Source organism: Mesorhizobium sp. LNJC405B00, assembly GCF_000502615.1.
Classification (GTDB): domain Bacteria; phylum Pseudomonadota; class Alphaproteobacteria; order Rhizobiales; family Rhizobiaceae; genus Mesorhizobium.
Genome location: NZ_AYWC01000007.1, coordinates 88814 through 108624, shown reverse-complemented (window position 1 = coordinate 108624; position 19811 = coordinate 88814). Strand labels below are relative to the sequence as shown.

Here is a 19811-nt window from a genome sequence, read left to right as displayed (position 1 = left end):
ACGGTGTGCACAGCGTCTTTTCTTGGCTGGCGCCCTTCTGGTCGCTGTGGCGACGGGAAGCCTGGCCTGCGGAAGCGAGATCGGAGCAAAATTCCCGCTTCGCGTCGAACCTGGAAAGCGCTACCCGGTCGATAGGGACGGCCATCCGTTCTTCATGCAAGGCGACTCGCCATGGTCGCTGATCGGCGACCTGACTGAAGAGGACGCGAATCTTTACCTGGAAGACCGCAAGGCGCGCGGGTTCAACACCGTGCTGGTCAACCTTCTCGAACACCGGTTCTCCCGAAACGCGCCTGCGAACGCATATGGCGCGAAGCCGTTCACCGACAACGGCGATTTCGTTGCTCCCAACGACGCGTATTTTGCTCATGCCGACCGCATTCTGCAGAAGGCATGCGACCTTGGATTCCTGGTGCTGCTCGCTCCGGCATATCTTGGATATGGTGGTGGCACAGATGGTTGGTATCAGGAAATGTCCGCGGCGGGAGGAGGTAGGCTTAACACCTTCGGCCACTTTATCGGGCGGCGCTACCGGCACTTCGACAACATTATGTGGGTTAATGGCGGCGACTACGACCCTGCTGACAAGGATCTCGTCAGGGCTCTGCCAAGGGCATCATGGAAGAGGATCCCGATGCCCTCAGCACTGTGCACGGCGGTTCCGATACGGTGCCGCTCGATTTCTGGGGCCGCGAACCATGGCTGAAGGTAAACAACGTCTTCACATACGGCCCGGTCTATACGTCCGCGATCAGGGAGTACAATCTCAGCAGGGGCATGCCCTTCTTCCTTATGGAGACCGCCTACGAATTCGAATACGGCGCCGATGAGTATCGAATCCGAATTCAGGCCTACCAGGCGATCCTCTCGGGCGCTTTTGGCCACCTCTACGGCAACAACCCAATTTGGCATTTCGAGGGGCCTGGCCTGTTTCGGCCAACCATGGGGTGGAAGGAGGCTCTCGACAGTCCCGGCGCAAAAAGCATGGAGGTTCTTTTCGCTTTCTTTTCGTCGAGAAAGTGGTGGCTTCTTGAACCTGACAACAAGAACAGATTGCTGGTCGATGGCATGGGCAATGACATGGGCAGAGCAGTCGCCGCCACAGCAGGGGACGGCTCCTATGCCGTCGTCTACATGCCCACCAATGACGCCATCACCGTAAACCTTGCTCGGATTTCGGCGACTTCTGTCCGCGCCCTCTGGCGCGATCCCACGAGCGGGGAAGTGACGGAAGTCGAAGGCTCGCCCCTCAAGGCGCAGCGAACAGGTTTCAAGCCGCAGGAACTCAACAGCCGTGGATATAGGGACTGGATTTTGGAACTCATACCACAAAGCCCCGTGGCGCAAAGCCAATGAACGCGGACGGCGTGCGGCAACCCAAAGGTAGGCTGCGCCAACTCCTCCGGAAGGTGTAGACCAGCCCCACTGTAAAAGCGGTAGGCGGCGGCGACGCTTCCTCGAACAGGGCATGCTGGTCGTCCATTGGCGTTCTCCCCCATTCCTTCAAGGCCAAGTAGCTTCCTGGCGATCACTATCGGCTTGAGAAGAGGTGCGCGATGAAAGTCATGGTAACCGGCCATCAAGGCTATATCGGCTCGGTGATGGTGCCGATGCTGCTGCGTGCCGGGCATTCGGTGACGGGCTATGACAGCGATCTCTACCGGCGCTGCACCTTTGCAGCGGGGGGCGAGCGGGCTTCAATCGCGTGGATCCAAAAGGATGTCAGGGACGTGCACCCGCGCGACCTAGAAGGGTTCGATGCCGTCATACACCTTGCCGCTCTTTCCAATGATCCGCTCTCCGACCTTGATCCGGACATCACCTACGAAATCAACCATAAGGGCAGCGTCGGCTTCGCGAAGGCGGCCAAGGACGCCGGCGTGTCGCGCTTCCTGTTTGCCTCATCGTGCAGCAATTACGGACAGGCGGGCGACGGAATGGTCGACGAAACGGGCGAGCTGAATCCGGTCACGCCTTACGGCTGGTCCAAGGTGCTTTCCGAACGGGATATTTCCGAACTGGCTGACAGCAGCTTCTCTCCCACCTATTTCCGCCCCGCCACGGCCTACGGCCTCTCTCCCCGTCTCCGCTTCGATATCGTGCTGAACAATCTCGTCGCCTGGGCAGTCACCAAGGGCGTCATCCTGCTGAAGTCCGATGGAACGCCGTGGCGGCCGATCGTTCACATCGAGGACATTTCCAGGGCGTTTATTGCCGGGCTGGAAGCGCCCCGCGAGACCATTCACAACGAGGCCTTCAATGTGGGACGCACGGACCACAACTACAGGATCCGGGACATCGCCGAGATTGTCGCCGAGGTCGTACCGGATTGCCGGCTTGAGTTCGCGTCCGATGCCGGACCCGACAAGCGCTCCTATCGCGTCAACTTCGACAAGATCGCGCTTGTACTTCCTGCTTCCAAACCGCAATGGGATGCGCGCCAAGGGGCCGTGCAGCTCTACCATGCCTACCGAAAGTCGAATGTCACCCTCGAGGAATTCGAAGGGCCTCGCTTCCAGCGTATAGGTCACATCAGACATCTCCTGGCCAGTGGACTCCTGGACCAGCGGATGCGGGTCGCTGGAGCCTCTAAGACATTGGAGGCGGCGGCCGGATAAGCCGGATGAAACAGGTGAACCCCGAGGGGCTCAGCTCGCCGCCGCCAACCGGCGTCGGTGACGAAATCTATGCCCTGGTCCAACGTCTGTTTCCGATCTGCAGGAGCATTAGCGGAGACGGCGTGCGACAAACGCTGGACGTAATGTCAGGGCACATCGACTTGGAACGGCACGAAGTGCCGACAGGGACGCAGGTTTTCGATTGGACCATCCCCAAGGAATGGAACATCCGCTCGGCAAGCATCACAGGCCCGGACGGACAAACGGTGGTCGATTTTGCGGACTCCAACCTGCACATTGTCAACTACAGCTTGCCCTTCAAGGGGATCCTGCGGCTCGACGAATTGAGGCCACATATCCATACGCTGCCCGAACAGCCGCAGGTGATTCCCTACCGCACCTCCTACTACACCCCGACCTGGGGCTTCTGCGCAGCCCATGACCGTGTGGCCAACATGCCGGACGGTCTGTATCGGGTGGAGATCGATGCCGAACTCAAAGACGGAAGCCTCACCTACGGGGAATACCTGCACCGCGGGCAAACAGAACGGGAATTCCTGTTTTCAGCGCACATTTGCCATCCCTCACTCGCCAACGACAACTGTTCGAGCCTGGCCGTGCTGGCGGCGCTCGCGAGAAGTCTTAAGGGAAGGAGCACACGATACAGCTATCGTTTCCTATTCGCCCCGGGCACGATCGGTGCGCTTGCCTGGCTGTCGCGCAACGAGAACCGGACATGTCTCATCGACCACGGTCTGGTGCTGTCATGCGTTGGTGACGCAGGAAGCCCGGTATACAAGCGCAGCCGCCGCGGTGATGCCTTTATCGATCGCGCCATGGCACACGTGCTTGGGCGACAAGCGGGGGCAAAGTTGATGGATTTCTCGCCTTATGGCTATGACGAGAGGCAATACTGTTCGCCTGGCTTCAATCTTCCGGTCGGCATGTTCCAGCGGAGCGTCCACGGCACATTTCCCGAATACCATACGTCGGCCGACAATCTTGACTTCATCAGGCCGGAGCATCTCGAGGATTCCTTCCGCGTTCTCACGGACGTAATCGATATCGTCGAAGAGGACTGGACGCCGTTGAGCCTTTTGCCGAAGGGGGAACCGCAACTCGGCAAGCGCGGCCTTTATGCAGCAGTGGGAGGGCAGAAGTCGTCGGGCGCAACCTCGATCTCGCTGCTATGGGTGCTAAACCTCGCCGACGGGCAGCATTCGCTTCTCTCCATGGCGGAGCGTTCGAACTTGCCGTTCAAGGAACTGGCGGCCTCCGCGAGACTACTATCGGAACATGGCCTTTTGTCAGCAGCCTCATGAGACCGATGCGTCGGTTCGTCGTCTGACAAGGGGCCAGGTCTTGTCCCTTTCCGACATTGCTGTCGGCATCAATGGCCAGCGGATCGAAAAGGTCGGGTCATTGTAGTGGACGCCCGTCGACGCGTTGGGCGTATAGAACTGCGATATGAGATACGAGACTTCGGTGCCATCTGTAAGGGTCTGCAGGCCGTGGGCGAATCCGGCAGGGATATAGACCTGCTTCATGTTTTCGGACGTCAGCTCGAAGCCAAGCCACTTGTGGCGTGTGGGCGAATTCGGACGCAGGTCCACGACGACGTCAAAAATCGCGCCGCGGACACAGGAGACCAGCTTGACCTCGGCGTAGGGCTCCTCTTGGTAGTGTAACCCCCTGAGAGTTCCCTTTTTGACCGAACAGGACCGGCTGTGCTGGACAAAGCGGGTCGCCAGACCGCAATCAGCCATCTCCTTTTCGCAGAAAAGACGGGTGAAAAAACCACGGTCATCAACCATCGGTGTAGGTTCAATCAGCCAGACACCTTGAAGCCCCGTTTCGGTAAACTGCATGCCTTGGATCCCCGGTGCCGAGCGAGACCGGCGCGCCAATTGTCAGCGTCGCCAGCCCACGCTGGAAGGGCTACCTAAGCCTTAGGTGGCCTCTCCGATAGCGGTACATCAAGATGACAGCTTTACCCTTTCGGCGGGCTTAGCGACGGCGTTGCCGCCACCCGCTCGCTTTTAGGATTAAGGCACCCGACGGATAGGCAAATCGAACCAGGCGGGGCTGGGATTCTAACCTGTCGCCATCTGCCTTCGGAGGCGCGGCAGGCATAGGTTCTGCGTAGGGCACGGCGTCTCCGTTTTTCAAACCAGGAGCAGGGGAATGAACATCCAGGCAGTCGAAATCGTTCGCGATCATAGTGCGGCAAGCCGGAAAGTCGGTTGCAGGCTCTGCGGGTCGCGCCTGCGCCATACTCTGGTCGATCTGGGCATGTCGCCGCCTTGCGAGAGCTTCCTCCAGGCCGACCAGCTTGACCAGATGGAACCTTACTATCCCCTCAACGTGCTTGTCTGCGACACGTGCTATCTGGTGCAGCTCAAGGAGTATATGAGCCCCGAGACGATCTTTAGCGAATATGCCTACTTCTCTTCGTTCTCGACGAGCTGGGTGGCTCATTCGAAAGTGTATTGCCAGGCGATCACAAGGCGTCTTGGGCTTGGCTCCGACAGCCTTGCGGTGGAGCTCGCCAGTAACGATGGTTACCTGCTGCAGCACTTTCTGCCACTCGGCGTTCCTGTGCTGGGCGTCGAGCCGGCAGCCAATGTCGCGCGCGCCGCGATCGAGAAGGGCGTGTCCACCCGGGTCGACTTCTTCGGGGTCAGGCTGGCAAACCAAATGGTGTGCGAAGGACTTCGCGCGGACCTCATCATCGGCAACAACGTCCTGGCGCAGGTGCCAGATCTCAATGACTTCGTCGCTGGGATGGCGATCCTGCTCAAACCGGAGGGCGTAGTCACTCTAGAGTTTCCACACATCGAGCGGCTGATGAAGGAGAACCAGTTCGACACCATCTACCACGAGCATTTTTCATATTTCTCGCTGCTGACGATCGAGATGATGGCGGCTCGCCACGGACTGCGGCTGATCGACGTCGAGGAGTTGTCCACCCATGGCGGCTCCCTGCGCGTCTATCTCGCCCATGAGGGCAGTAGTTGGCGCGTGGATGACAGTGTGCCCAAACTTCTCGACCGCGAAAAGCAGCACGGTCTGACGGAGATGGTTACCTATGCCTCCTTCGGCGAGAAGGCTCGGCGCGCGAAGCGTGACCTCTTGGCGTTTCTTATCTCGGCCAAAAGCGAGGGTAAGAAGATTTGCGGCTACGGCGCACCGGGCAAGGGCAACACGCTACTCAATTACTGCGCCATCGGCACCGACTTCCTTGACTTTACCGTCGACCGCAATCCCTACAAGCATGGCCGCTTCACCCCGGGAATGCACATTCCGATTAAATCCGTCGAGGCAATCGACGAGGTCCGGCCAGACTACATCCTGATACTACCGTGGAACCTGAAGGACGAGATCATTGAACAGATGCACCATGTCGCTGCCTGGGGTGCAAGGTTTGTGGTCCCAATTCCTTTTGTGGCGGTGATCGACCCGTCGGAGGTACGGAAATGAAAGTTGTCCTTTTCTGCGGCGGTCGCGGGACCCGGATCCGGGACTATTCCGACAGCATCCCGAAGCCGATGATCCCGCTTGGCCACCAGCCGATCCTGCGCCACGTAATGCAGTGGTATAGCGATTATGGACACGACGAATTCGTCTTATGCCTAGGCTACAAAGCCAATGTCATCAAGGAGTTCTTCCTCAACACACGGCCGCAGACCTTTTCCGATTGCGTGGTCACGCAGGGAGGTCAGGACGTAAGACTGCTCGGCGACCAAGTCAAGGACTGGAGCATTACCCTGCTTGATACCGGGGTCTGGCGGAATATTGGCGAACGCCTCTGGGCCGCAAGGGACCAAGTCAGGAACGAAAAAATGTTCCTGGCCAACTACTCCGATGGCCTGACCAATGTCGATCTCCATGACGTGATCGCGAAATTCGAAGCCAGCGGCAAGGTCGGCTGCTTTCTCGCGGTGCGCGCACCACTGACATACCATTTGGCCGATATCGCAGAAGACGGTCGTGTGCGTGAGTTCCGCACGACGGATACTTCGGAAATCTGGATCAACGGCGGTTACTTTTTGTTCCGCCCCGAAATTTTCGACTATATGCGCGAGGGCGAGGAGCTCGTTCTTGAACCCTTCAGACGCTTAATCGATGACAACATGCTTATGGCGTACAAGCACGGTGGCTTCTGGCGGTCGATGGATACGCTGCGCGATTGGCAATCGCTCGAAGAAATGGTCGAGCGGGGCGACATGCCGTGGAATAGAAAGGTCACCGCCGAAAAAGCCAGGCGCAGCATGGTGATGGCCGCGTCATGAGAGGGCTTGGCCTCGCGCGTCGCGGGGAGGAACTCTCGATCCTCTGCCTTGGTGCCCATTCCGACGACATCGAGATCGGCGCCGGGGGCACTATCCTTGAGCTGATCGCGTCTGAGGTCAAACTTAAGGTACACTGGTGTGTACTAAGCGCCGGCGGCCAGCGGGCGGCCGAGGCCAGCGCTTCGGCCGAAGCGTTCCTGAAAGGATCGGAGTCGTCCACAGTTGACATCGCAGACTTCGAAGACAGCTACTTTCCGGCCCACAGCAGGGCAATAAAGCAGTGGCTGATAAAATTAAGATCTCGCGTCCAGCCGGACCTGGTGCTGACCCACGCGAGGTTCGATGCCCATCAAGACCACCGCGAGGTCAACCAACTGACCTGGAATGTCTTCCGCGATCATCTCGTGATCGAATATGAGATTCCCAAATGGGACGGCGATCTTTGCCAGCCAAATGCCTACGTGCCGCTTACAGCCGCCGTGCTGGAACGCAAGATCGAGCTTCTGCACGAGCACTTCGGGACGCAGCGCTCGAAGGACTGGTTCGACCGTGAGACATTCGCCGCGCTCGCAAGATTACGCGGGATGGAGTGCCGGGCGCCCGAACATTTCGCCGAGGCGTTTACGCTCAGAAAGGCCAGACTTCTTTAGCAGGCTTTTTGAATTTGAGCGCTTATCGAAGGTCGGGCTCCTTACCCAATCCAAGGGAACATGATTCTGAGAAGGGCTGCGGGCTGCGAATCGGTCGGGGCACGAGGTTCGATGCGGGTCGGGTGTGCAAGTTGCGCAGAGCCTGCCACCGCTGAAGGTCGACATGCGGATAAGCGAGCCCGCTCGGATCGCCCTTCATTTTCCGCGCGTTTTGCATGTTGGAAGCTGGCGCTTTGCGTTCGGGAACATCCTCGTGGTGCCGACACGCATCAAGACAGGAAAAAAGCACGGTCTCGCTACGTCATGAGGTCGCCACGAGGCGGTGGGTTTCTGATTGCCGATTGGTCACACTGGCTGTTCGGTGAGTGTTCTGCGAAGCTGCTGGAATGTGTGCCAGTTCATCGCTATCGTTGAAGCGGCGAAAGACAATCTGCGAGGGGCGGCCGACCAGAAAGTGGCTTGCTCCCGATTCCAGGGCCCGCGCGTACACGGCTAGCGCGCCATCAACGGCATCTATGGTTTTCATCAAGGTCGCGTCGTCGTGAGTGTAGCTGACGACGAGCGATGGCATGAGCACACCGCGCTTGATGGTCTCCTGCAGGAACAGGGAACGGAAGGTCTGCGAGGGCTTGCCGTCTTGGTCGAGCGTGGCGTATGTTAGGCAACTGGGACGGCCGACAACCTTGAAGTGCTTATCGACTCCATGGCTTCTGGCAATGTCCGTGATCCCATCTTTCAATTTCGTTCCCTGACGGTGCAGGTGTTCGATGACGGGTTGTTCCCGATAAGTCCGCATGGTCGCGATTGCCGCGGCCAGCGCATGGGTTTCCGCCCCATGAGTGGTCGACAACAAAAACACCCGCGGGCGGTCCGTATGCTCGAGCCCACCGAGCCGCATATATTCGCGTTTGCCTGCCAGGGCCGAGACCGAAAATCCGTTGCCCAGGGCCTTGCCGAATGTAGACAAGTCCGGTTCGATGCCATAGAGCCTCTGTGCTCCCGCTGCATGCCACCTGAACCCGGTGATCATCTCGTCGAGAATGAACAGCGCGCCGTTTTCCTTGCAAAGACGCTGGACGTTGTGCAGGAAGCCGTCCGCCGGATCGTCGCCACGAGAAGGTTCGAGGATTAGGGCGGCGACCTTGCCCGGGTGCCTCTCGAACAAATCCTTTACGCTGGCGATGTCGTTGTAGCGGAAAGTGAGGGTCAGGTTTCGGACCGCTTGCGGAATTCCCGCATTCATCGGTGTACTCCCGATGAACCAATCGTCCGTCGAAAAGAAGGGGTGGTCGGCGCAGCATGCGACGAGATCACGACCCGTGTAGGCGCGGGCAAGGCGGACGGCCCCTGAAGTCGCGTCCGATCCGTCCTTGCAGAACTTTACCATCTGCGCGCCGATCAGTTCCAGGAACGTTTCGGCGCACTCAACTTCGATGCTTGCGGGCCGCGTGAAGTTGGAGCCGCTCCCGAGTGCCGTCTCCACCGCTCTGAGCACAGTTGGGTAGGCATGCCCCAGCCCGACGGAACGGTTGCCCATGCCGTATTCGATGTATTTGTTACCATCGACATCCCAGACGTGGCACCCCAGACCACGTTCGATGAAGCCCGGCGCGAGAACGGGATACTGATCCTCGCCCTTCGCATAGGTGTGGCTGCCGCCCGGGATCAGTTCACGGCCGCGTTCTTGAAGGCGTGCGGATTTGCGAAAACAGAGGCTTTGCTCAGACATGCGGACCACTCCAGTTTGGTAGAAGTCTAGATGTCCGACCCCGGACTTTCGCGCTCTCCATAAGGTCACCGGTTTAGCACTTTTGGTGGATGGACGGTGCGATTGTGCCTTGGCGCCCCATGACGATTTTCAGGACTGCAGATCGGCTGAATCCAGACGGTTTGGAGCATCCCGTCATGCGGCGCGGGTTTTGCGCTCCGGGCGGTAACGTGCGGAGCGTGGCCATTGTCTCCGTCTAAAGTCTTCGACTTTCGCGAGCAACCGCGGTTTGAGGCAGGACAGTGTGAACGCGGCCCTCCGAAAAAGGAGGGCCGCGTTAACTGCAATCAGCTTTCAGCCGAAGTCCCCTCCGCGAAGAGATCATTGACTTTGTAGGCGACTTCCGTGCGGTTGGTCGCCTTGAGCTTCTTCATGATGTTGCGGATGTGCACCTTCACGGTGCTCTCTCGCAAGTTCAATTCATAGGCGATGATCTTGTTCGCCTTGCCGCGTCGGAGCGCTTGGGCGACCTCAGCCTGCCTGAGCGTGAACATGCCCGTCAAAGGTGTTTCACGAGTGCCTGAATCTATCAGGTGCCGCATGGACAGGACACTACTTGCCGGAACGAAGATGCCTCCTGCCGCCGCAAGATTGATGGCCTCGACACAGACGTCGATCCCGACGGAGGTCGGAATGTAGCCACGCGCGCCACATTCGAGAGCGGTCAGTATCTGTGCAAGGTCTTCTGTGTCGGCCAAGATCACCACAGGTACCGACTTGAATTCTGACGAAATGCGCCTGATCTGATCCGCGATGCCATGGTCGGTGACTTTCCGGCCGCCCAGGTTGAAAAGAATGGCTGCAACGCTCATCCCCTCACTCACGCGCCACTCATCTATCGAACCCATGGCTTCTATGGCCATGCCGAGCCCGTGGTCTTCAAGGGCCGATGCAAGACATTCGCGGTCCAGAGCCCTTCCGTCCAAGATGAGGAGGCATTCCCTGCTTAGTTGTTCGTGGACTTCTCCTGTCCCGCCTGCCTGGATTTCTGCCTGATTTGCTAAAGTGTATCTTTCCAGTTCTACTGTAGAACCCATACTCTTACCCACCCTTTTCCCACAAAACCGCCCTGCGGCGGCCAATTGGCCCCTCATTGTTCGGTACTTCAGAAAGTCCAGTTAATGCCCGCCCGTTGTGAGAGCTTTGGCCGGGATTGCCCAACCTGCGGCCCACTGCTGTCCTTAATCCCAACTAGAACAACCTCAGTAGCTTATGGGCTATTCACAAGCGGGAGCTAACATAAGTTAATTTTTGGTAAATTTTTGATTCGGCGAAAACGCTGAAGGGCAGCCCCGCCGCGGTGCTGCCATTTTATAAAGACGGAAGACGTGACTTTGGCCAGCCGATAAATCTTGTGGGCATAGAATATCGCGCGACCTACAATGCTCTCGTTCTGAACCTATCCGGCGAGGCTCCACCTCGCCAGGTCCTCACCCGGAATACGGAACTGAGGCTGCTTGCATCCTATCTCCAACAGCCGCGCTGGTGACACAGCTGCCGGCAACGACATCTAAACGCCAGCGTCTGCGTCACGCCACAGTCCTGCGCGTCATGAAGGTCGGGCTCAGGCTGTTCCCTGAGCATCAGCCTCCGTCAGCCAAGACACATCCAGAACGGATCCGGCATTGTGGATTTCGGCTTCGAAGGCGTCGATCAGCCTTTTGGCGGCTTTGCTGGCAATATGGCCCTCGGGGTACTTGGCTTTCACGGCCCGGGCACACTCGTAAACTTCCTTGAGTTGCCTGACCTGCTTGGGCCCAAACATGCGATACACAACCTGGGTGGTCATATCTCCTCTCCTCCTTAAGATGGAACTCTAAACAACCCGCCCGTTGCCAGCCTCCCATCCCCTCATCATCAACACAGGTTCAGCTGAAAGCAAAAACTGCTTGCGATTGTAGTAAGACGACCGACTTCCCTGGTCGACCCGTTCTTTGGGAGGCGTGCCGGGACCAAGAGATAGCCATTTGCAGGAGGGTACAGGAAAAATTAGGGCGCCGTCGCCACATCACAACCACTCTACCTCCGCGCCTCCTGCCTTAAGGACCAATCCCACTACCTGTGCCTTTCTAGGCGACGCTGACAGCAGCCCGGACATTTCGGCCATTCAGCTTGCAACTCATGCTGATCGGTCCGCCGGCTTCATTATGAAATGAAGGGCAGGTGAGGGAGCATTTGCGCGACCGCCCTTCGCAGGTCAAGGCTACCCCCTTTGACTCTCTTGCCCGGGATATCCACCTGCCGAAAGATCAGCGATCGGACAGCTTGCTGTATCCGCGTCACGTGGCCAAACCAAAGCGGGAACTCGAGCGGCATGCAGGTATCTTTGCCGGGACTGCTAATATGCGCGGCTGTTTTGGTCGTTGCCTACTATTCGAGGGGAATGCTGATCATCGGCTTGATCGCTTCCCAGGCTTTCGGCGCGACGGCCGTCGCGACCCTGAGCTTTCTGGGTGGGTCATCCCCGTTGATCTACACCCTATTCGCCGGCTTGCTCGTCACAGCTGTCGCCGCGAGACGCCGTGTCTGGTTTGATCTTGGACTGGTGTTCGGAACCATCAGGCCGGTCTGGATTCTTACAAGCCTCATGCTTTACGCAATTATCGGATCATGGCTGTTTCCTAGGTTCTTTGCGGGGCAGACCGCCGTATTCGTGCAGTCCAAGATCCGCGGCACAGTCGTGGAAGATTCTTTGGCGCCCGTTTCAGGCAACATTTCTCAGACGGGCTATTTCATTCTTGGTGGACTAGCTGCGATAGCCCTTTGTGCCCTGCTGCTGCACTCCAACCGGATTGTCCAAATCCGGCGCGGCTTCTTCTTGTGGTGCGGCCTGCATACGGGGATGGGGTTGATCGATTTCATCGGCAAGAACATGGGAGCGGGAGACCTGCTGGCCCCGGTCAGAACCGCCAACTACGCGATCATAACGAACGCGCTGGAGGTAGGATTCGTGCGGATTACCGGGCCTTTTTCGGAGGCCTCTTCGTTCGCCAGCGTTTCTCTCGCCTGCCTGGCATTCTGCTACAGCTACTGGAGAAAGACGAAATCAGAGCTTGCTAAATGGCTGTCTGGCATCCTGCTCTTCCTGTCCATTCTGTCGACCTCATCGACCGCTTACGTCGGGCTGACACTGCTATGCATTCCCGTTGCTTTGTCTATGCTATCCTCAGTCATGAGGGGAAAAGTTGCGCGTGAAGAGATACTGATTATAGCTCTCATGGTAGTGGGCGGGACCGCCATACTGGGCATTGGTCTTTACAAAGCCGACGCGCTGGATCCGTTCGTCAGCCTGATCAACAGCACCATCATCAACAAAGCTGATTCCGCATCAGGCCATGAGCGCACCTATTGGAATGTGAAGAGCCTGCAGTCGTTTCTCGATACCAGCGGACTGGGCGTTGGTTTCGGCAGTTCAAGGGCATCGAGTTGGCCGATCGCCGTCCTTTCGCAGTTGGGTTTCTTCGGATCGCTGATGATAGCTGTCCTGCTCTGTGTCGTGGCAAGGGGCTTGGGCGCGCTTCGGGAATGGGCGGATCCAGAGACAGATGCAGTCGTGGCGAGCGTCAGGAATGCTGCCCTTGCAAGCATAATTGCAATGTCGGTGTCGGGTGGCAGCGCTGATCCAGGCATCCTCTTCTTCATCGCACTTGCAGTCGTTTGCGCCACGAGAGCCCGTGCTCGGCGCGTCATGGTCGAACGAAACGCCCCGGCGTCGGGCCACGGCACGGTTAACGTCGTGTACTCAGGTTCAGCCGAATTGGCTTCGCGGCGGCAAAGGTTCCTAGCGATGTGCCAGGGGCCCGTTCTGTTCAATGTCGACGGCAATGTCGATTAACGGACGGCCGCCCGCTCGAAGGCCATATCCCTGCCGCGGCGTTTGCCTGGAGGAGCAGAAGGGCTGCCGCCAAACCGCATTAGAAGCGTGGTACTGCTGTGTCGAAGAGTTGCAGAAGCGGTTGCGTCCCACAACAAACCACAAAGCGCGCCATCTTCGCTGATCTATCTTTGCCAAAAGGATTGCTTGGGCATCGGCGGCCAAGCGGCGTCCAACGTGGTCATCTCGCGGGATCAGGAGGGCCGGCTACTCCGGTCGAGAAGCGCGGCGTGAATTTTACATCTAAAGTGATCGGTGCCGTAACGCGAGGGCCATCCCAAGGACGAAGCAGCCAGAGTTATTGGGAGTTTTCGAAGACTTTTATGCTGCAGTCGATATTTGCTTCCATGACGGGTCGACGGCTCTCGTCAGAAACAGTTACCGAAAGTTTGCTTTGAAGTTCGCCCTGAACTTCGTCCTGTGCCATGGCGACCAGCATTCTAACTGCGTCTACCCGGGCCTCAAGCGCCCCATCGTAGTGGGTGCCCTCTGTGTCGGGAGAATGGGATTTGCCGTCCCGGACATCGAAGAAAAACAGCGGCATTTTGCGTCCGTGCTTAATAACAAAGTGCTCGTCAGAGCAGAAGGTTTGCGTCTGGGCCACGGCTGTTTAAGGCATTCTTCGGGAGCATTCTAGCAACCGCAGATGGTCAATTGGATGCGGCTGTGGAGAACTCGACTCGGGGCGATCACAAAATATTAAAAAAGATATGGCCGGCAGAAAACACGACGTCGCGAGCCGCTAGAGGGCGGCGATCCAGTCGTTAGCCGACAACAACGCTCGCCGGGCCACCGTGTCGCGAAAGGGTCAACCAAACTGATAGGTAGGCCTGAAGATCGGTTCTGGTAAGCTACCGCCTCGCCAACCGCATTTGTGTCGTTCGGAGTTTCCTGTCTTGCCTCTGAATTTTGTGGACGAAGCCCGGCCCAACACGTTCGAATTTGAAACCTCGGCGTTGATCAAGGCGTCCGGGTTTAGGGAATATGATGCGCGCTGGTGGTTTGGCCAGGTCGCGCCCGAACTTAACCTGATCGGCGTCCAGGCGCTTGGTATGGGGCTCGGCACTCTGATCCGCCGTCTCGGCGCTGGACCCGAGATCATCACCGGGCATGATTTCCGGTCGTATTCGCTGTCTATCAAGCTGGCACTCGTCTCCGGGTTGATGGCCGCTGGCGCCAAGGTGAGGGACATCGGTCTAGCCTTGTCGCCGATGGCGTATTTCGCCCAGTTCGCGCTCGACACGCAGTCGGTCGCCATGGTCACCGCCTCACACAATCAAAACGGCTGGACCGGCGTCAAGATGGGTGCGGCGCGGCCGTTGACCTTCGGTCCCGAGGAGATGACCGCGCTGAAGACAATTGTCCTGGCCCGCGACTTCGATCTTCTTGGCGGCGGGTCCTATGATTTCGTTTCCGATTTCCGAGAAACCTATCTTGACGATCTGACCCGGGACAAGCGTATCTCGAAGAAGCTCAAGGTCGTAGTCGCCTGTGGCAATGGCACTGCCGGCGCCTTTGCGCCTGAAGCGCTGGAACGGATCGGCTGCGAGGTGGTTCCGCTCGATGTCGAACTCGATCATAGCTTTCCAAACTACAATCCAAACCCCGAAGACATGCAGATGCTGCATGCTATCAAGGACAAGGTGCTGAAGAGCGGCGCCGATCTTGGGCTGGGTTTCGATGGCGATGGCGACCGCTGCGGCGTTGTCGACAATGAGGGCAACGAAATCTTCGCGGACAAGGTCGGTGTGATGCTCGCGCGGGATATTTCGCTGCTCTATCCCGGGTCGACCTTCGTCGTCGACGTCAAGTCCACCGGCCTATTCCGCACTGATAACGTATTGCTAGCCAATGGTGCGGTCACCGATTACTGGAAGACCGGGCACTCCTACATCAAGCGTCGTGTCGCCGAGCTAGGGGCCGTTGCAGGCTTCGAAAAATCCGGGCATTTCTTCTTCAACCCGCCTGTCGGTCGCGGTTACGACGATGGGCTGATCACTGCCATCGCCATCTGCCAAATGCTCGATCGCAGCCCCAGCAGTTCGATGGCCGACCTTTACCGCACGCTGCCGCTGACCTTCGGTACGCCAACCATGTCGCCGCACTGCGCGGACGACGTGAAGTATGGCGTCGTCGAGCGGGTGGTTTCTGAGTTCCAGACTATGAAGCGGGACGATGCAACCTTCGCCGGCCAGAAGATCGCTGATCTGATCACCATCAACGGCGTGCGCCTCGTCGCCGAGGATGGCACCTGGGGGCTGGTGCGTGCGTCATCGAACAAGCCTGAGCTTGTCGTGGTTGTTGAAAGCCCGGTTTCATCGCTGCGCCGCCGGGAGATGTTCGAGGCCGTCAACGCCGTGCTGCTCCGCAGTCCGGAAGTGGGCGCTTACAACCAGACTTTCTGAGAAGGCGTAAGGAGCCAGGCTGGGACTTGGGCGCACTGTTCTGCCTGATCGATCGGGACTATGGGGTCTTGCAATTCTCGCAGTCCAGTGCGCGCTCTGGTGAAGCTCGCAGCGCCAAAGGTGTACCGTGGTGGGTCACCTGCGCATGGCCCAGTAATTGCGTAGCCTATCCCGGCGTCCGGTGAATCTTGGCCGCCGCCGGGAGACCCACCGTGATCGGATACACACCGCAGTTCGGCTGCAATAGGTGCAAACTTCCTCTTGTCGGCGATGAGACGCAAGGATTCAATCGCTTGACCTGCCCTAGCTGTGGGCTTTCAGACACATGCGAGAATGTGATGCTGGAGATTGACGAACGGCGAGCGGAAGCACTTTCGCGCGCGCTCTGTCGCCCTGAAATACGAGACCGTGAAACAGGTCAGGCCCGGACTAAACTCTACCGTTTCGCTCTGCTGTTTGGGGGCAGGGCACAGCTGGATCGTGCATCCCGAAGCAAATGATCAGCAGTGCGCATTTGCGATGGAGGTCGACCTTTGCCGACCAACTCCGGGATCTACTTGCTTCTGGTGGCCTCATTGGTCAACCGTCACCTGAGAACTGTACTCCCCTATAGGGCTGGCCGCGCGACGGGTAGTTTTATGTGAGCATCAGCTTTGGCCGCGTGATGGGGCAAGTGGGGGAAACAAGCAATCTGAAAATCTTGTTTTTGGTTCCATATGGACTTCTCGTCCAGCGGACTACCAACGGCGCACCAGGCGTCTGAGACTTGCCACTTCCGGGGCAGCATCGCTCACGCAGTGCAATCCGGCAGGAACTGTGCACAATCTGTGGGGTTCTTCACGTCGGCTTCATGTGTCCTGAGAGATAAGCCGTCTGCACCCAATGTGGTTTCAGCGCTTGGAAGCAGTTCTGGCGTACTGCCGAGGTCGCTCTTACCCCTCCAAGCTCTGAACGCTTTCGAACACAAAGAAGAAAGCTCAAGGCGCCTACGCGGGCAATCCCGCTGATGGGCCTGATTGTTCTTGGCAAGGCTTGGCAAGGCTCAACCAGAGGCGAGCTCGGCAAGTTCTTCGGCCGCTTCATTGATACCGTGTGCGACCGCTCGCTCGAGCCAAAGGCGACCGGCTGCAGGATCGCGCTCCCCAGCGATACCCCTTGACAAATAACGCCCGAGCATGAGTTGGGCTTGGCCGTGCCCACGTCCAGCAGCGGCGGCGTACCATTTCTGCGCCTCCGCCTGGTCGATCGGTAGGCTCTGGCCGGCTGCGTACAGCGCACCAAGTGCAAACATCCCCCCGGCGTGGCCGTCGGCGGCTGCCCCCTGGAACAGCTGCATAGCAACCTTTGGCTCACGCGCGCCACCGCGGCCATTGAGCAGCATCTCGGCAAGCGCCACCTGGGCGTCGAGCAGGCCGGCATTGGCCGCCCGAGCAAACCAGAGGCGGGCCTGCGATAGGTCGGTCACCACGCCGCGTCCATCTTGCAGGAGACGGGCGTACATATATTGCGCCTCGGCGACACCTTCAGCCGCGCGCCTTAGCCATTGCGCCGCTTGGCCCTCGTCCTGGCGGACGCCAACGCCATTGGCGAAGCAGAGCCCAAGATTGAATGCGGCGATCAGGTCCCCCGATGAAGCGGCCGCTTCGAACCATCCGGCAACGCTTGCACGATCATCCGGCTCGCCGGCTCCTTCAAGAACAAGATTGGCGAGATCGACCTGTGCTTCCTGATTGCCGCCAAGTGCAGCGGCGCGCAGCCAGCGTGCCCCTTCTTCGAGATCCTGAGCCACGCCGTTGCCCGTCAAATAAAGCGAGGCCAAAGCGCGGGCGGCGGCCTGATGGCCCGCTTCGGCCGCCCGCCGATACCAGTTTGCGGATTCTGCAAAATCCGGCCGCTGCGTCTTCACATAGCGATCGCCAAGGAGATAGGCAGCCTCAATATTGCCCGCCAATGCAGCGCGCCGCATCCACGCCTCTCCAGCAGATATGTCCTGGTCGACAAATGCACCATCAATCAGTGCCATTCCCAACCGGAACTGAGCGGAGGGAAGGCCTTTTTCTGCAGCAGCCTGATAGAGTTGAACGGCTGCGTTGATGTCGCTCACGACGCCGAGCCCATGCTCGGTAAGGATCGCGAGAAGGTAGATTGCGGTCGGCAGACCGGCGTCGGCGGCGCGTCTTACCTCGTTTGCAATCCTGACCCTGTTTTCACGTTTGCCACTACGGGCGAGCGACAGGGCAAAGCCGAGACACCCCTCGGCGCAGCCGGCAGAAGCCGACTTCTCGTACCATCGGTGCGCCGCATCTGCATTGCGCATTGCTTTGGGACCGCTGGTAAGTATATAGCCGAGGATCGCCTGTCCGGTGGCCGAGCCCGCCTCAGCCGCCTTGGTGGCGAAATCGAACGCCGCTGTGAAGTCCGGTTTGCCCGAGGAATCCGCCATGAACAATTGGTCGGATTCGGAGCCCTTTCCGTCGCCTTCCTTAGCCACCAGCCCGGTCAGGTAGAGAGCAGCGAGCAGCGCTTGCGCATCGGCGCTCCCGTGGTTGGCTGCCCGCAGCAGCCATCGCGCCCCTTCCTTACGGCTTGGCGGCACACCCGAGCCTTCGAGATAGCAACGCGCGACCCGGTACTCGGCCTCGACGACCCCCGCGCGCGCCGCGGTCGCCATCAGCGGAAAGGCTTCTGCGGGCTTGCCGCTGTCAGAGAGCTGGATCGCTCGGCGCAACGCTGCCGCCGGGGAGGCAAAAACAGTCAGCCGATCCAGGATTGTCATCGATCCGAGCCTCCGAAAACACCCTGCGCTATGGCTCCCGCATGGCTTCCTGGCCGATCGGGAGCATCACACCGAGAATATATTTGAGCACTGTGCGGCGGCCGACCTTAACATCGGCGGTCACCGGCATGCCAGGGCTCACGGTGAAACCGGCAGGCACGCCGTGGAGGGCGACCTGGTCGATGGAAATCCGCGTGCGATAGAACGGTTCGGCGTCCGAAGGCAGCATAGCCAGTGAGCTGTTCGGATCGCGCGCCTGATCCTGCGCAGAGAAGGAATCAGGGCTGAGCGTCCGCACGGTGCCATGAGCAAGGCCGTATTGCGAATAGGGGAAGGTATCGAACTTGATGACCACCGGGTCGCCGATATGCACAAAGCCGCTGCTGCGGCCGACGATGTTTGTCTCGATTTCAAGCTGCGCGTTGGCCGGCACCAGCGTAATCAAGCGCTCGCCGGACTGCAGGACCGAACCGACCGAGACCTTGGCCACGGATTGAACGATCGCGTCTGCTTCGCTCTTCAGCTCGACCAATTGCTTACGCAGCTTTGCCTTGTTGTGAAGTTCACGGGCGTCCGACATGCGCGAACTGGCTTCGGATAGGCTCTGTGAAACATCCGCTCGCCAGCCCTGAATATAGCCGTCGCGCTCGGCGGCCACCGCCGCCTGCTGGAGCTTTGCGGCTTGCGCGGTCTGCTCGGCATTGCCGAGCGCCCGGGACATTTCCGCGCGATTATCTTCGGCGAGCAGCGTGTTGAGGCGGCTGCCCACCTGCCTTGCTTCGAGCTGCTTGCGCATCTCTTCGATCGAGCCCGCGACCGCGAGCCGCTGGCGGTAGCCATCTGCATCCGATAGCGACCGCGAGATTACGGAACTGAGTTCGTCGCGCTGCCGGTCGAAATTCTCGACCTTGGCGTCATAGACCGCCTTGCGGCGCTCAAAAATCGATGCCTGCAAGGTCCAGCTTGGGTCGAGACCGTCATAGTTGAAGGTCTGGCCGTCCGCTTCCGCTTTCAACCGCGCGACTTCAGCTTCAAGTGTCGAAACCTGCATCCCGAGCGACGCCAGATCGGCAGAAGCAAAAGTCGCATCAAGGCGAGCAAGCACTTGACCGGCCTGCACGTGCTGTCCCTCACGAACGTCGATCGAGCGCACGATCGCCGTCTCCAGCGGCTGCACGACCATGTTGGGCGATTTTGACACCACGAGTCCTCTGGCCGTTACAACCTGATCGACCGGTATCAGTCCGGCCACGGCGATCAGCGCGATGACCAAGCTCGCGATGATCCAGACGATGCGCCGCGCCGCCTGCGGAATAGGAGCATTGGCGACAGCCGTCGACGGCCACTGGAATTCGAGTATGGCTGGCGTCGTCAGATCCCTCGTTTCCATCCGATGCCGCCGAGAGGGGAGGGTGATGAGAGAGGTGC

Annotated in this window: 16 protein-coding genes; 9 read left to right on the top strand and 7 right to left on the bottom strand. The window is 58.9% G+C overall.

Features of this window, described 5'->3' with window-relative positions; genetic code table 11:
* Positions 1-22: 22 nt before the first annotated feature.
* From X756_RS1000000166730 to X756_RS150705, 4 genes are all read left to right on the top strand, one after another.
* On the top strand, positions 23-706 hold the full coding sequence (locus X756_RS1000000166730) for a DUF4038 domain-containing protein (RefSeq protein ID WP_050589267.1): 684 nt from the start codon (positions 23-25) through the stop codon (positions 704-706).
* The gene (locus X756_RS1000000166725) at positions 619-1356 is read left to right on the top strand and encodes a DUF4038 domain-containing protein (protein ID WP_084569913.1); all 738 of its coding nucleotides are present in this window, start codon (positions 619-621) and stop codon (positions 1354-1356) included. Before X756_RS1000000166730 ends, X756_RS1000000166725 begins: the two co-directional genes overlap by 88 nt.
* A 200-nt stretch (positions 1357-1556) precedes the next feature.
* Positions 1557-2618 carry an SDR family oxidoreductase gene (locus X756_RS150700; protein ID WP_023730074.1) on the top strand — a complete coding sequence of 354 codons (1062 nt, stop codon included), beginning with the start codon at positions 1557-1559 and terminating at the stop codon, positions 2616-2618.
* A 5-nt stretch (positions 2619-2623) separates the two neighbouring features.
* Positions 2624-3940: a DUF4910 domain-containing protein gene (locus tag X756_RS150705; RefSeq protein ID WP_023730073.1), complete on the top strand. Its 1317-nt coding sequence runs from the start codon at positions 2624-2626 to the stop codon at positions 3938-3940.
* Here the strand turns inward: X756_RS150705 and rfbC are convergent.
* Positions 3935-4486 carry a dTDP-4-dehydrorhamnose 3,5-epimerase gene (gene rfbC / locus X756_RS150710; protein ID WP_023730072.1) on the bottom strand — a complete coding sequence of 184 codons (552 nt, stop codon included), beginning with the start codon at positions 4484-4486 and terminating at the stop codon, positions 3935-3937. The two genes, X756_RS150705 and rfbC, sit on opposite strands and share 6 nt — an antisense overlap.
* A 316-nt stretch (positions 4487-4802) precedes the next feature.
* Here rfbC and X756_RS150715 point away from each other — a divergent pair, with 316 nt between their 5' ends.
* The 3 genes from X756_RS150715 to X756_RS150725 are packed head-to-tail and all read left to right on the top strand — an operon-like array spanning position 4803 to position 7560.
* Complete coding sequence (locus X756_RS150715) at positions 4803-6098, top strand: class I SAM-dependent methyltransferase (protein WP_023730071.1); 1296 nt, start codon at positions 4803-4805, stop codon at positions 6096-6098.
* Complete coding sequence (locus X756_RS150720) at positions 6095-6910, top strand: sugar phosphate nucleotidyltransferase (protein ID WP_023730070.1); 816 nt, start codon at positions 6095-6097, stop codon at positions 6908-6910. The genes X756_RS150715 and X756_RS150720 overlap by 4 nt, the downstream gene beginning before the upstream one ends.
* The gene (locus X756_RS150725) at positions 6907-7560 is read left to right on the top strand and encodes a PIG-L deacetylase family protein (RefSeq protein ID WP_023730069.1); all 654 of its coding nucleotides are present in this window, start codon (positions 6907-6909) and stop codon (positions 7558-7560) included. The genes X756_RS150720 and X756_RS150725 overlap by 4 nt, the downstream gene beginning before the upstream one ends.
* 301 nt (positions 7561-7861) lie before the next feature.
* On the opposite strand, the gene X756_RS150730 is transcribed toward X756_RS150725, so the two are convergent.
* The 3 genes from X756_RS150730 to X756_RS150735 form a co-directional block, all read right to left on the bottom strand.
* Positions 7862-9289, bottom strand: a complete 1428-nt coding sequence (locus tag X756_RS150730) for a glutamate-1-semialdehyde 2,1-aminomutase (protein WP_023730068.1) — start codon at positions 9287-9289, stop codon at positions 7862-7864.
* A gap of 326 nt (positions 9290-9615) precedes the next feature.
* Complete coding sequence (locus X756_RS01000000165580; RefSeq protein ID WP_023730067.1) at positions 9616-10365, bottom strand: response regulator transcription factor; 750 nt, start codon at positions 10363-10365, stop codon at positions 9616-9618.
* Between the two features lie 527 nt (positions 10366-10892).
* Entirely contained in the window at positions 10893-11117 is a 225-nt protein-coding gene (locus X756_RS150735; protein WP_023730066.1) for a hypothetical protein, read from the bottom strand.
* A 594-nt stretch (positions 11118-11711) separates the two neighbouring features.
* On the opposite strand from X756_RS150735, the gene X756_RS150740 reads away from it, so the two are divergent.
* Entirely contained in the window at positions 11712-13163 is a 1452-nt protein-coding gene (locus tag X756_RS150740) for a hypothetical protein (protein ID WP_198020028.1), read from the top strand.
* Positions 13164-13500: 337 nt separating this feature from the next.
* Here X756_RS150740 and X756_RS150745 read toward each other — a convergent pair whose 3' ends face one another.
* Positions 13501-13746, bottom strand: coding sequence for a hypothetical protein (locus X756_RS150745; protein ID WP_156941379.1), 246 nt, complete (start codon positions 13744-13746; stop codon positions 13501-13503).
* Positions 13747-14098: 352 nt separating this feature from the next.
* Between X756_RS150745 and X756_RS150750 the strand changes: the two genes are divergently transcribed.
* Positions 14099-15607, top strand: a complete 1509-nt coding sequence (locus X756_RS150750) for a phosphomannomutase/phosphoglucomutase (protein WP_023730062.1) — start codon at positions 14099-14101, stop codon at positions 15605-15607.
* Between the two features lie 1042 nt (positions 15608-16649).
* Here the strand turns inward: X756_RS150750 and X756_RS150755 are convergent.
* The gene (locus tag X756_RS150755) at positions 16650-18383 is read right to left on the bottom strand and encodes an SEL1-like repeat protein (RefSeq protein ID WP_023730061.1); all 1734 of its coding nucleotides are present in this window, start codon (positions 18381-18383) and stop codon (positions 16650-16652) included.
* 28 nt (positions 18384-18411) lie between these two features.
* Entirely contained in the window at positions 18412-19773 is a 1362-nt protein-coding gene (locus X756_RS150760; protein WP_023825233.1) for an HlyD family type I secretion periplasmic adaptor subunit, read from the bottom strand.
* Between the last annotated feature and the right edge of the window lie 38 nt (positions 19774-19811).